This is a genomic window from Chitinophaga sp. 30R24, from assembly GCF_049056765.1.
GTDB lineage: Bacteria > Bacteroidota > Bacteroidia > Chitinophagales > Chitinophagaceae > Chitinophaga.
Window position 1 is genome coordinate 753,000 of sequence record NZ_JBJGXX010000001.1, and the last position, 12,876, is coordinate 765,875.

At 44.1% G+C, this 12,876-nt stretch carries 11 protein-coding genes; 4 read left to right on the forward strand and 7 right to left on the reverse strand.

Annotated features, from left to right (window positions below; all coding sequences use genetic code 11):
• Positions 1-6: 6 nt before the first annotated feature.
• The 3 genes from kdpA to ACDQ55_RS03070 form a co-directional block, all read right to left on the reverse strand.
• Positions 7-1,719 carry a potassium-transporting ATPase subunit KdpA gene (gene kdpA / locus ACDQ55_RS03060; RefSeq protein ID WP_420979607.1) on the reverse strand — a complete coding sequence of 571 codons (1,713 nt, stop codon included), beginning with the start codon at positions 1,717-1,719 and terminating at the stop codon, positions 7-9.
• 54 nt (positions 1,720-1,773) lie between these two features.
• Positions 1,774-1,851: a potassium-transporting ATPase subunit F gene (locus tag ACDQ55_RS03065; protein ID WP_420980429.1), complete on the reverse strand. Its 78-nt coding sequence runs from the start codon at positions 1,849-1,851 to the stop codon at positions 1,774-1,776.
• Positions 1,852-1,962: 111 nt separating this feature from the next.
• On the reverse strand, positions 1,963-2,289 hold the full coding sequence (locus ACDQ55_RS03070) for a DUF7674 family protein (RefSeq protein WP_420979608.1): 327 nt from the start codon (positions 2,287-2,289) through the stop codon (positions 1,963-1,965).
• A gap of 225 nt (positions 2,290-2,514) precedes the next feature.
• On the opposite strand from ACDQ55_RS03070, the gene ACDQ55_RS03075 reads away from it, so the two are divergent.
• Positions 2,515-3,552 carry a tetratricopeptide repeat protein gene (locus ACDQ55_RS03075; protein WP_420979609.1) on the forward strand — a complete coding sequence of 346 codons (1,038 nt, stop codon included), beginning with the start codon at positions 2,515-2,517 and terminating at the stop codon, positions 3,550-3,552.
• A gap of 20 nt (positions 3,553-3,572) precedes the next feature.
• Positions 3,573-4,115: a metalloprotease family protein gene (locus ACDQ55_RS03080; protein ID WP_420979610.1), complete on the forward strand. Its 543-nt coding sequence runs from the start codon at positions 3,573-3,575 to the stop codon at positions 4,113-4,115.
• A gap of 96 nt (positions 4,116-4,211) precedes the next feature.
• Here ACDQ55_RS03080 and ACDQ55_RS03085 read toward each other — a convergent pair whose 3' ends face one another.
• Positions 4,212-7,949, reverse strand: coding sequence for an SNF2-related protein (locus tag ACDQ55_RS03085; RefSeq protein WP_420979611.1), 3,738 nt, complete (start codon positions 7,947-7,949; stop codon positions 4,212-4,214).
• Positions 7,950-8,510: 561 nt separating this feature from the next.
• Here ACDQ55_RS03085 and ACDQ55_RS03090 point away from each other — a divergent pair.
• Entirely contained in the window at positions 8,511-8,888 is a 378-nt protein-coding gene (locus tag ACDQ55_RS03090; protein ID WP_420979613.1) for a DoxX family protein, read from the forward strand.
• Positions 8,889-8,940: 52 nt separating this feature from the next.
• Here the strand turns inward: ACDQ55_RS03090 and ACDQ55_RS03095 are convergent, their stop codons facing one another.
• From ACDQ55_RS03095 to gcvT, 3 genes are all read right to left on the reverse strand, one after another.
• Positions 8,941-9,663, reverse strand: a complete 723-nt coding sequence (locus tag ACDQ55_RS03095; RefSeq protein WP_420979614.1) for a 2-phosphosulfolactate phosphatase — start codon at positions 9,661-9,663, stop codon at positions 8,941-8,943.
• 16 nt (positions 9,664-9,679) lie between these two features.
• Entirely contained in the window at positions 9,680-10,153 is a 474-nt protein-coding gene (locus tag ACDQ55_RS03100; protein WP_420979615.1) for an SRPBCC family protein, read from the reverse strand.
• A gap of 139 nt (positions 10,154-10,292) precedes the next feature.
• On the reverse strand, positions 10,293-11,381 hold the full coding sequence (gene gcvT, locus ACDQ55_RS03105; protein ID WP_420979616.1) for a glycine cleavage system aminomethyltransferase GcvT: 1,089 nt from the start codon (positions 11,379-11,381) through the stop codon (positions 10,293-10,295).
• Positions 11,382-11,577: 196 nt separating this feature from the next.
• Between gcvT and ACDQ55_RS03110 the strand changes: the two genes are divergently transcribed.
• Positions 11,578-12,852 (forward strand): M28 family peptidase, encoded by a 1,275-nt coding sequence (locus ACDQ55_RS03110; RefSeq protein ID WP_420979618.1) that lies wholly within the window; start codon positions 11,578-11,580, stop codon positions 12,850-12,852.
• Positions 12,853-12,876 lie beyond the last annotated feature (24 nt).

Genomic DNA, 12,876 nt, shown 5'->3' on the forward strand with positions numbered 1-12,876 from the left:
AAATAATTACAGGGAAAAATATTCTGCAATCGGGCCCAGCACCAGCGCCGGGAAATAAGACAAGGCTGTGAGGATAAGGATCACCGCAAAGGTCATAACACCGAAAGTGAGTGAATCTGTTCTTAGCGTACCTGCGGATTCAGGAACATATTTCTTAGATGCCATCATCCCGGCAATAGCTACAGGACCTATAATGGGCACAAACCTTCCCAGGATCATTACAAAAGCAGTGCTCACATTCCAGAAGATATTGTTATCACCCAAACCTTCAAAACCAGAGCCATTGTTGGCATTGGAAGAAGTATATTCATATAGCATCTCGGAGAAACCATGATAGCCGGGATTATTAAGCCAGGTAGATGGTTTCACCGCCCAACGGGCATCCGGATGATGTGTCACCACCCAGGCCGATAATGCCGTGCCTGCCAGGATCAGCAGGGGAGACAAGAGGGTAACGATAGCGGCTATCTTTACTTCCCTGGCCTCTAATTTATGTCCCATAAATTCGGGCGTACGGCCTACCATCAGCCCGGATATAAATACCGATATAATGATGAAGATGTAATAGTTGAGAATACCCGCCCCACAACCACCATAAAAACAGTTCAGCATCATACCCAGCAACTCCATCAATCCGGTGAGTGGCATGGTGCTGTCATGCCAGCCACATATAGATCCTGTAGAAATAATGGTAGTCACTGTGCTCCAATAGCCTGTAGCGGCGGCGCCAAAACGCACCTCTTTACCTTCCATAGCTCCTGTGGCCTGTTGTATGCCCATATGGGCAATAGCCGGGTTGCCTGCCATTTCCTGCTGCATGGAAGGGATCAGCAAACAGATCATCCCGATAGTCATAACGCCAAATATCACATAGGCGAATTTCTTCCGTTGTATAAACAATCCAAGCGCAAATACCATCGCAACAGGTATCACCACCTGCGCTATCATCTCTGTCATCCAGGTAATGTAGTTAGGGTTTTCCAGGGGATGTGCGGAGTTAGCGCCAAAGAAGCCACCACCATTAGTACCCAGATGTTTGATCGCCACAAAACCAGCAGCTGGCCCACGGGAAACGTTTACTGTATCGCCCTGCATGGTTACAACGGTGTCTTTGCCAGCATAGCTGGCTGGCATACCGTTAAAAATAAAGATCAGGGCAATCACTATACTGAGTGGCAACAAGATGCGGGTAATGGCTTTCAGGAAAATGTCCCAGAAGTTGCCCAACCTGGTAGTTGTTTTTTCTTTCAATGCCTTAAATACCACGATCAGGGCAGCAATACCTGTAGCGGCGCTCACAAATTGCAGGAAGGCCAATACAAAAAGCTGCGTGAAATAGGTAACCCCGGTTTCGCCGGAATAATGTTGCAGGTTACAGTTCGCCACAAAACTGATAGCGGTATTGAACGCCTGATCGGCTGATTGTCCGGGGTTACCATCGGGATTCAACGGTAGCTTATCCTGGAACATCAGGGCAAAAAAAGCGTAAACAAACCATACCAAATTAATGGTGAGCATCGCCTTCATATGCTGCTTCCAGTTCATCTCCTCATGGGGGTTTATACCGGAAATCTTAAAGAAGAGGCGCTCCAAGGGATGCAGGAAATCGGACCAGGTCCGATCCCCCCGGAATACTTTTACAATATACCCCGACAATGGCCAGGCTAGTAACAACGTAATGCCATAGGTGGCTATAACGCCTGTAATTTCTGTTATCATTTTACTAATGAATTAATAAAGCTTTACGTATAGGCTTGCGGGATAAGACTCCGGCTAAAATTTTTCGGGCTTCAGTAATACGTATATCATATATCCGAAAACCAACAGCGATAAAATAAAGAGTGTATTCATGGCAGGCGTTTTATTCAGATTTTTTCAAAATAGTCTACCAGTTTAAAGAACAGGGCGAAGCAGGCCAATCCCGCAAGCACCAAGAACAGGGTCATGATCATAGTAAAAATTTTAAATGGCTATTGTTTGCAATTGTTGTATCCTGATGTGTTTCAGTGATAACGGTAGTAGTGCCACATGTTTGCTGCAGAGAAATGGCGATAATGGATACAGGAACGCATTTTCGATAGCGTTGCGTAATACATTGCTTCCATTACGATATAATACTCCCGCTACGGTGAAGCAACGTTTCACTTCGGATAATTGTTCATTACGGATCAGGCATCCGGTATAATCAGCAAAGGAGTGGATCACCTTACTGATATCAAGACCTGTTTGAAAGGTCATCTCGGGGATTTGTAACCTTATCAGGGGAGCAACTTTTGAATCTGGTAACATCTAGATTAGTTGTTTGATACAAACAGGTAGATGCCAGTGAAATGCCAACCTTTTAATTAGTTTATTTAAATATTTAAAAACCAATGTTTTAAATGCAAAAACAGCCCGTACTGTTTTATACAAAACGCGTTAACCATGCAAAAACGGTAGGGTACATGCAAAAAGTGAAAACGATTTTATCTACCTTGCAGGCAGATTTATTAACCCTTACCTTACCCTTTATCTATGGACGAAACAAACAGCGAAGCGCTTGTCGCTTCCCAGAGTGGTTGCCAGCAGTGTGCCAATCCTAACACCGAACCCGGCTATCATACGCAACTATGTAGTGACTGCAGAAAGCAACTCAGCCGCTATCCCGTTTTAAACAGCGTGAAACTGGCAGCAGTTGGCGTAGGTGTACTCTTCCTCATTTCCTTGTACAATTTTCCGAAGTATTTCAAAGCGGGTATCGCCTATGAAAAGGCCAAACAGGCAGAAAAGAGCCACCACTATCTAAAAGAGAAACAATGGTTAAAGCAGGTGCTTCAACAGTTTCCTAATAACGACAATGCCAATATACGCTATCTGATGGCCAGCATTTACAATGATAATCTCACGGAAGCAGACAGTATCCTGCAGATAGTAAGAAATAAAAAGATTGAAGATGAACAACTGGTTACCCAAGCTACTGCAGCTCTCGAAACCCTTCACTATTTTAGTGTGAAGGATACTGCCTTTAATACAGTGCTGGACAGCATGGATAATACCACTCCTGCCTACGAAAAAGCATTGGGCACCTATTATGGCCAACATCCGGAAGATGTATGCACCGGTTACCTTTGGGGACTTTATGCCTATCAACATCAAAACTACCCGAAAGCAGACAGTGTTTTAAGCCAGATAACCTCCATAGCTCCCGATTTCCGTCTTGGATTATCCCTATTGGCTAATACCTACCGGGAAGAAAAAGAATATGACAAGGCATTAAAAACCTATCGCCTTATTCTGGAACAAAATGCAGATGCTTCCTACGCCCAGGCTGGCATCGCAAAAATACTGCTGAAACAGCACCACGATAAAGAAGCACTGGAAAAAGCGATAACTGCTTATAACACAGATGCAGAAAATGCCATAAATATTCATGCGCTGGCGTTGGCTTATCACTTCAATAATAAGCCTTCCGAGCGGGATAAACTATATCAAAAGCTACAAGCCATCCATGCAGAAGCCGACTTCCTGACAGAACTGGACGATGTGATGAGTGGAAAAAACAGTTATCGTTAACCTTCTTTAAATAGTCAATTATGTTTTTTATTCCCGGTTTAGGCCTGGTTATTTCTGTGCTTACTTTCCCAGGTGTGATTGTACATGAATTTGCACACCAGTTATTTTGCCGCCTATATGGCATTGCTATTTTTGAAGTAAAATATTTCCAGGTAGGTAACCCATTAGGATATGTGATCCATGAAATCCCCCGGAACCCTGCGCAACAGCTGATGATCAGCATTGGTCCTTTCTTTGTGAATACCCTGCTAGGGCTTATCATCGCTTTCCCCGCGGCCATCCCTGTATTACAGTTCAATGCGGGCACTCCTTTCGATTACATTTTGCTTTACCTCGGCATCTCCATCGCCATGCATGCCTTTCCTAGCCTCGGCGATGCACAAAGTATGTGGTACACCCTGTGGCATGATGAAAACTCCACCTGGTGGTTGAAAGCCCTGAGTGTTCCGGTAGCAGGACTGATCATGCTGGGGACTATCGGCTCCATTTTTTGGCTGGATCTGGGATATGGTATCCTGATATGCACCATCCTGCCCAAATATATCATCAGTCTTTTTGCATAGACTTAAAACAGTCTATTGCAGGAACAATTTTTTCCGAAAATATAAAAGGGGTGATTTTCTATTGGAAAATCACCCCTTTTATTAAAAGTCCTATTTTTAACTAAACAAGTACAACACATCTTCTTTGGTCAGCTTCTTCACAAAACCACTGTCATCAGAAATAATTTCTTTTACCAGAGATTTCTTTCTTTCCTGCAGCTGCAAAATCTTTTCCTCTACGGTATCCTTACAGATCATACGATAAGCAAAGATATTCTTCGTTTGCCCGATACGATGGGTACGGTCAATTGCCTGTTGTTCCACAGCGGGATTCCACCATGGATCTACGATATACACATAGTCTGCTGCGGTAAGGTTTAAACCTACGCCACCTGCTTTCAGGGAAATCAGGAACACACGGCACTCTTCGTTGTTCTGGAAGTTCTGTATTGCTTTCTCACGATCTACAGTGGAAGTGCTGCCATCGAAATATTCGTAAGGAATTTTGAGATGTTGCATCCGGTCGCGGATCAAGCCCAGCATACCAAGGAACTGGGAAAAGATCAGCACCTTGTGGTTGCCGATGTTTTCGGAGATCTCACGGGTAAGCTCATGCAGCTTTACAGAATGGTTAGGATATTGTTCCGTATCATTCAGGATAGCCGGAGAGTCACAAATTTGCCGCAGCTTCATCAGCCCTTGCAAGATAGTGAGCTGGGAACGTTCCATCCCCTGGTCTTCAATTACACCTAGGATTTTGGAACGGTAGGTATTGCGGTAAGCATCATAAATATGCCGTTGTTCCGCATCCATTTCGCAGAAGATCACGGTTTCGATCTTTTCCGGTAAGTCTTTGGCCACCTGTTCTTTGGTACGGCGTAAGATAAACGGATAGATCAGCTTGCGCAGGTGTTCTTTTCTTTCCTCGTCCTGGAACTTATCGATAGGTGTAGCAAATTCGTTGCGGAAAAAGTCTACACTACCCAGCATGCCTGGGTTGAGGAAATTCATCTGGGCATAGATATCAAAGGTATTATTTTGCATGGGCGTACCGCTCAAAGCCAGCCTGTTCTTCGTTTGCAGCAACTGGGCAGCCTTGGTTACTTTCGATTGTGGGTTTTTAATCGCCTGCGATTCATCCAGGATCACATAGTCGAACTCCAGTTTCATCAATAGCTGAATATCACTGCGCAAAGTACCATAGGTGGTAACAATGGCATCGTACTTCAGCAGCTCTTCAGATGATTTTAACCGTGTAGGGCCATGATGAATATGGTGACTGATATCCGGGGTAAATTTCCTGATTTCGTTTTCCCAGTTATAGATCAGGGTAGTGGGGCAAACGATGAGCGCCAAAGTTTTTCCTACGTGCTTGTTCTTATAGTATTGCAGGAAAGTAAGCGCCTGGATAGTTTTACCCAAACCCATGTCGTCGGCCAGGATACCGCCCCATTTGATGTCGTCGAGGTAGTTGAGCCACTGAAAACCGCTTTCCTGGTAAGGGCGCAAGGTTGCCTGCAGGTTCTCAGGCAATTCAATGTTCCTGATCTCATCGAACTGCAGCAGTTTTCTGCGTTTCTGCTCCAATTCCAATACTACGGCTTCATCGTCAATAAACTCATACAACTCATCGATTACGCTGAAATTATATTTACTGAGTTTAAGGCCTTTATCTTTTTCTTCCCCTACTTTAAACAGGAGGGAGTATTTGCGTAGCCATTCTTCCGGCAACAGGCCCAGAGAGCCATCTGCCAGCTGAACATAATTCTGTTTATTAGCCAGCGCATTTTTAATATCCTTGATACTTACCTTCTGATCGCCGTATAACACTTCGATCTGGGCATCGAACCAATCGATGCCGGAACTGATCTGTAAATTAGTAACTGGCTTATGCGAATTGAATTTGAAGTTGCGCAGGGAATCAAATCCAAATACCCGCACATTCATTTCCTTTAATGCATCAAAGAAAAGGAAGAACCAATTATTTTTCAGGGCTTCTTTTGCCCGCAAGTAAAAATAGTTATGGTTATCGTGTTGAGCAAAATTGGTATGCAAGGTGCGGAGCTTATTTACAAAAGCTTCTTCCGCTTCCTTATTACGGTGAATGATCAACACTTTATTACCTTCCTGTACAGTGATCCGGGCTTCATCATTCCATTCCACCTCTTGTCCGCGATAAGCGAAGCCGGGTTGAATGATAAATGTTTCACCCAGTTCTTTGAGGAATACCCGTGGTTCAGGCGCCAGGTCATCTACTTCGGCCAGCAGGCCTTTATCAAATTGTATATCGTACTGCCGGCTTAATGGCAACAGGTAATCTTTAAGATAGGTGGGCCATTCTGCATTAGGAATACGTAATTGGCCATTTTGCCTGAACAGCTCTACATGCAGGGCGTCTTGTGGGCTTTCAAACAGGTAGAGCACTTGTTTATACAAAAACAACAATGGGCTATCCCATTCATTATCAGCCACATTTATCAATTCCCCTTCAATAGATACGTAGCAATTGATGGCCACATGTGTATCGCCTGTTTCGGTTTTAATGAGGAGCTTCAACCGGTCGGCCCCTATTTGCAGGAGCTTCAGGTTTTTTGTTTTGAAAGCCTGCCTGTTGGGCAGTTCAAATACCAACCCATGTTCTGCCAGCTGAGGAAACAGTTTGGCCAATTTAGGATGCAGGTATTCCAGCATTAACTCCTTGGTTTCGGTAGGTAATTCTTCCGCATTTTCGTGCGTAATATTTTCCCATATACCGGCAAACGGCGAATTTTTGCTGAGGAACTTACTAACTTCATTGCCTTGCAGTTTACGTACAGGGGCAATCAGTTCCCGGTCCTTTTCTTTATATTGGTAAAAGTCCACGTATTTAGACAGGTCCAGTTTACTGGCCAGCGATACAAAAGCATTTTGCTCTTCATTCACTTCACCACTTACCAGGTCTATTTTAAAATACGGGTATAAGGTTTCGTTGCCATTAAAAACGGCGGCCAGCCGTTGGGTAATGGTAATGGTTTCTTCCGGGGGGGGTGCAGCTGCCACTGGCTGCCGCCCGCTGGTAGCGCCATCCACTCTTTTGATAGAAGGGTCCAGCACACGGAGGAAAGGTTTGCCATCTGTATAAGAGAAGGTAAACTTGCCTTCCAGGTCGTCCGACAGGGAATAACCATACAACGATAATAACTTGTTCTTTTCTTTATCCCAGTTGCGCAGGGTATCAAAGTAAAACGGACCATGTTTTTGCAGGAGCTGTAGAAACAGGGCAGTTTTATGCACACACAGCGCATGTTCCGTTTCGTCACAGATACAATGTGTATCAAAGAAACGTTCTTCATTCCGCTGAATGATCAACGGATAGTCCTGGTTATCCAGCCTGAGGGTGGCTTCTACCTTTTCATCCTTGGCCAAAGTGACCTGGGCCGGATGTTTTTTGGCGATTTCTTCTGCTTCTGCCAGGATAGCGCCGGAAGTAAGCAGCTTAATGGTCTTAATGTCGATAGACTTCATTTTCACCAGCGTATGCTGCTGGTCAAATTGTGTGTCGAAGCTTTCGAACTGGTTTTTATCCAGCATTTCCTGCAGCTGGAAAAGGGCTGCGGCCTCATGGCGGCAGATATCCCCCAGGTTGTAAGGACACTGGCACCGGATAGACATACCTGCAGTATCTCCGTACTTGGTGATGGAAACACGGTAATAATTGGCATGCGTGTCGCTCTTTACGCGGAAGGTAGCTGTTTTCAGTACCGGGTCGGCCTCTATGAGTTCAACGCCCCCGGTCGAAAAAATACGCTTCCCCCTGCGGATCACTTCATCAGTGCCGTTGTTGTAAACATATTTTAGCAAATGGGGTAGCGACATACTATACGTTGTTGCCCACTTTTTATTACCAGCAAAAGGGTTAAAAAATATCAAAAAAAAATTAATAGCTGATAAAAAGGCAATCCACAAAAGTAAGCAGAAAATTTCTAATAACCCGCGGTCAAAACATTAAGATGTCATTAAACGCCACTTGTTTACCATGGCAGATAAACGGCTATTTCCCAACATACATTTTATTAAATATATAGTACTGTTTATCAACTATTTATAAACTCCAACCCGGATACCGTTGAAAAGTTCACCACCTCCTGTATCCCAAAGGTGTATGATGTTTCCTCTCCAGAGTTACAGATCTATATTTTTATGGTCGCTTATAAAACTGCCAGCTAATGGCAATAGGCGAATCACGCAGACACTACATATATAATGTATAATAGTGATCCATTGTACTCGCTTTTCCATGATAAGATACTAATACACAAGTACATGACGCCGTTCTTCTTGCAAAAAAAAGTCCAATATAAACCGCTTTTTATCCATCGACTTACAATAATACCTGCCCTACTTTTGCGGTACATTTTTTTAAACAACAATTATTCTATGAGCAACAACAAACTGGCTTCTTTGATTTTCCGTATAGGCATTGGCGTTTTATTCACTATTTTTGGTATTATGAAACTGGTTGGCGGCCCAGCCACCTGGACCTTCCTGGGAGGTACACTGAAAACATTGGGCATTGATTTTTGGCCTACCGCCTGGGGTTTGCTGGCTACCTTAGCTGAACTCCTGGGAGGTATTGCGCTCATTTCCGGATTCTTTGTAAGACCACTGGCAATTGCGTTATTCTTTACCATGGTAGTGGCTACTATCTTCAAGGTCACCAGCAGTGCATCTTTCGCGGAAATATCCTATCCGCTTGTTATGGGCTGGGTAATGATCTTCTTTGCCCTCAACAAAGGCAAGTACGCACAAGCATAAAAAGCTAATCACCATAAAGAAAAGGAGAAGCAAATGCTTCTCCTTTTTTATTTTAAACTGCCACCAATTCCCCATCTTTAAATAATGGCAGCACATTGGCGCCATCGGGGGTCAGGCAATAGTGAATATCTTTTTCCAGCCCATATTTCGCCAGACGCTGATAATGGGAGGCCTGCTTCATAAAAGTATACATATCGTTCTTGGCAGCACCATACAGGGTTTCCGCGGCAATAGCAGAATCACAGTTCACCGTAAAATGTTCTTTAATACGGCTTACCACGGCGCCGGCAAAAAGGGTATCTTCCATATTCACCCGGTCTTTCCAGGCGGCGCAACCCAAAATCACATTTTGTTGTTGTGCCACCAGGTAGTCGCAAACGGCACTGATATTGGGAAAAGAACCTGTAATTATCTGCACTGCATCCTTAGCCATATGCAATAGCTTAGTACCATTGGTAGTAGTTAATACCAAAGTTTTATTTTCAATGAACTCGCGCGAATATTCAAAAGGGGAATTACCATGCACGAGGCCATCTGCAATTTTTCCATCGCGCTCACCAGCGGTAATGCCACCAATAGCACGGCCAATATTTACGCATTCTTCCACACTAGCCACCGGAATTACCCTGGATGCACCATTATATAAAGCCGTACAAATAGTAGAAGTAGCACGCAGCACATCAATAATTACTACAATACTGTTCTTTACATCATACAGATGTAATAAAGCCGGAGATAAACACACTTCCAGACTTGGTTTGTTACTTGCTGTCATTCAATTACTTTTAACTTTAATCAAGGATGACCCTCCATTTTTCTGTCTCTGCAAAGTCCTTGATAGCATCATTATGCTCCTGCAGGAGCCTGATCATATATTTATGCAGGTATAACCTCTCAAATACTCTTCCAAACCATCCGTAGGGGGTACCAAACTCCATCAGATCGATCATTATCGTGCCATTCCCGATCTCTTTAAAATAATGCTGATGATGCATATAGGTAAAATCTCCGGCTGTCATCTCATCACTAAAATACTCGTTCTGGCGCATAGCGGTAACCTTGGTGGTAAGCTCCCTTACTTTGCCCAAATGCTTAGCACGCCACGTCACTGTTTCGTTGTAAGAAATCAGGCCATTGGTACGGCCCTGTATCGCTTCTTCTTGTCGATGCGACATGCTCCGCTTGTGCAGCGTAATGCTCCTGCTGAGGTCAAAAACCCTTTCCAGCGGGGCATGGATAACGGTAGTTAAATGAATAGTAGGCATAGATATGGTAATAATTATTCAAATTCCCGGCTCTCCACAAAACACGAAAAGCGCAAAGCACATCATCTTTGCATGCCTTGCGCTTCTGTGCGCTATGCGTGAAAACGCCAACAAAATTAAAGACTTTACCCCGCTATTCCTAGCCCAAGAAAGGTACTTTTACCACTTTTGCCTTCAAGGCCTTGTCCCTTATGCTGATAAAAATTTCTGTATCCAGCGCTGCAAATGGCGTTTCTACATATCCAAGACCAATAGCTTTCTGTAAAGAAGGCGATTGGGTACCAGAAGTAACACGGCCAATTACTTTACCTGCTGCATCTTTAATTTCATAGTCGTGACGGGGAATACCTTTATCCACCATTTCAAAGCCTACTAATTTCTTAGTAACACCTTCTGCTTTTTGTTTAGCAAAGGTCTCGCTGGAAGTAAACGGTTTGGTGAACTTGGTGATCCAGCCTAAACCCGCTTCCAATGGAGAAGTGGTATCATCAATATCGTTGCCATAAAGACAGAAGCCCATTTCCAGACGCAGCGTATCGCGAGCGCCTAAACCAATAGGTTTCAGTCCCTTAGGTGTTCCTATCTCAAAAATAGCGTCCCAGATCTTGTTAGCAGCACCATCCGTATCTTCAAAATAAATTTCAATGCCCCCTGCACCTGTATAACCAGTAGCACTGATCAACACATTAGGCACACCCGCAAAAGTGCCTTTGGCAAAAGTGTAATATTTCATGTTGACAATATCCACTTCCGTCAACGGCTGTAGCAAACTGGTGGTACTAGGACCCTGAATAGCCAGCAAACAGGTTTTATCGGAAATATTGTGCATTTCTACTCCCTGCGTATTGTGAGCGCTGATCCAATTCCAGTCCTTTTCGATATTGCTGGCATTTACCACCAACATATAAGTTTTATTTTCTTCAAGGCAATATACCAGCAGATCGTCTACAATACCGCCTTGCTCATTAGGTAAACAGCTGTATTGGGCCTTTCCGTCAGTGAGTTTTGAGGCATCGTTGCTGGTAACGCGCTGGATCAGGTCCAGTGCATTTTCACCCTTTAAAATAAACTCGCCCATATGGCTTACATCAAACACCCCGGCGTTTGTTCGCACCGCCTGATGCTCATCGTTAATACCGGTATAGGAAATAGGCATGTTGTAACCCGCAAAGGCAGCCATCTTGGCCCCCAGCGCAATGTGTTTCTCTGTAAAAGGCGTGTTCTTCATACTATGTTTTTAAAAACGGAGCAAAAATAACAATTTGGAAATTAGGAATGGCTAACGGAAAAACGCGTATGACTGTTTTCAGACGAACCTTTGTGTATATATTATAAATACCTAGAATACAATGAGATAGAAAAAGAATTCCTCCATAGGACAAGGGTAATTCGTAATTTTGTTTCACACCCAAAAAAGTAACACTGTGAAAAAGATAACCTGGCTGTTACCATTCTTTATTATTCCCATGCATAGCCATGCCCAGCGAAAAGAAGATAGGAAAACAATCGGCAACCTGCAACTTCATATTGATTACCTGAACAGCGACACGCTGCAAGCCCATAATACCGGCGCTCCCGGTGAACAATTAGCAACAGCTTACCTTTCCGCTCAAATGCAGCAATTAGGACTTACACCCAAAGGCGATAATGGTTTTTTACAGCCGTTTACCGTGAAAGAAACCCGGGAACCGGCCGCTTCCTCCCATATGAGCCTCAACGACGAAGCCCTGGTGGTTGGCAAACAGTTTATCCCACTGCCCTTCAGCGCCAGTAAAGCTGCAAAAGGAGAGGCCACGCCCGGGGTTAACGAACCAGATAACATCTGGTTCATCAACGTGGCTGAAATGGATACCAGCAACCCCCAAACCATGTTAGAACAATACCTTTATCAAACGCAGGCAGCAGAAAAAGCTGGCGCCACAGGTGTCATTTTTTTTAATGGTCAGGAAACAACCGCACAGGTTACCAAATGGATAACACAACATACTGCAGCCACCAGTATTCCAGCGGTTTGGGTAAGCAACGATATCAGTAAAAAACTGGAGGCAGATGATGCAGCAACCTTCCATATTAACCTGGAAATAGCCTTCCACCTGACCAAACGTACCGGCACTAACGTAATCGGCTATATCAATAACCAGGCGCCTAAAACTATTATTATCGGCGCCCACTATAACTACCCCGAACAGGAAACCAACGCGAAACCCGAAAACAATGCCGGTAGCATAGCTGCCTTGCTGGAACTAGCCAGACTGCTGTCCGGCTCCCGTCTGCATAATCACAACTATCTCGTCATCGCTTTCTCCGGTAAAGAACAAGGCCAGTATGGATCGTCGTGGTATGCTACCCACAGCACCATCAACCTTTCTGAAGTAAATTATATGATCAACCTTGATGGCATCGGGCAATTGCCTCCAGGTCAACCTCTCCAAATAGGCGGTGACAGCACTTCTTCCGGGTGGACAGACATCCTTCACCAAACCGCATCCAAAGACTTACCGGTCATTTACGACTCCAGCCACACCAGCACTGCTGACCATACTGCTTTCTATCAAAAAAATATACCCGTACTCTACTTCAATACACTCACCAACAAGAATAACAGCATCAATTATGAAGAGACACTCCGTATGTTGAAACTGGTGTACAATGTGATCGATAAAACCAACAATAAAGACAAACTCGCCTTTTCCCATTAAGCGGATTAGCGTTAAGACATGAAA

Bases quoted from the DNA above. Each gene is read 5' to 3' on its own strand.
- ACDQ55_RS03090 (WP_420979613.1), top strand. From the start codon at position 8,511: ATGAGCAACAACAAACTGGCTTCTTTGATTTTCCGTATAGGCATTGGC.
- ACDQ55_RS03070 (WP_420979608.1), bottom strand. From the start codon at position 2,289: ATGTTACCAGATTCAAAAGTTGCTCCCCTGATAAGGTTACAAATCCCC.
- ACDQ55_RS03065 (WP_420980429.1), bottom strand. From the start codon at position 1,851: ATGAATACACTCTTTATTTTATCGCTGTTGGTTTTCGGATATATGATA.
- ACDQ55_RS03075 (WP_420979609.1), top strand. From the start codon at position 2,515: ATGGACGAAACAAACAGCGAAGCGCTTGTCGCTTCCCAGAGTGGTTGC.
- gcvT (WP_420979616.1), bottom strand. From the start codon at position 11,381: ATGAAGAACACGCCTTTTACAGAGAAACACATTGCGCTGGGGGCCAAG.
- ACDQ55_RS03095 (WP_420979614.1), bottom strand. From the start codon at position 9,663: ATGACAGCAAGTAACAAACCAAGTCTGGAAGTGTGTTTATCTCCGGCT.
- ACDQ55_RS03080 (WP_420979610.1), top strand. From the start codon at position 3,573: ATGTTTTTTATTCCCGGTTTAGGCCTGGTTATTTCTGTGCTTACTTTC.
- kdpA (WP_420979607.1), bottom strand. From the start codon at position 1,719: ATGATAACAGAAATTACAGGCGTTATAGCCACCTATGGCATTACGTTG.
- ACDQ55_RS03085 (WP_420979611.1), bottom strand. From the start codon at position 7,949: ATGTCGCTACCCCATTTGCTAAAATATGTTTACAACAACGGCACTGAT.
- ACDQ55_RS03100 (WP_420979615.1), bottom strand. From the start codon at position 10,153: ATGCCTACTATTCATTTAACTACCGTTATCCATGCCCCGCTGGAAAGG.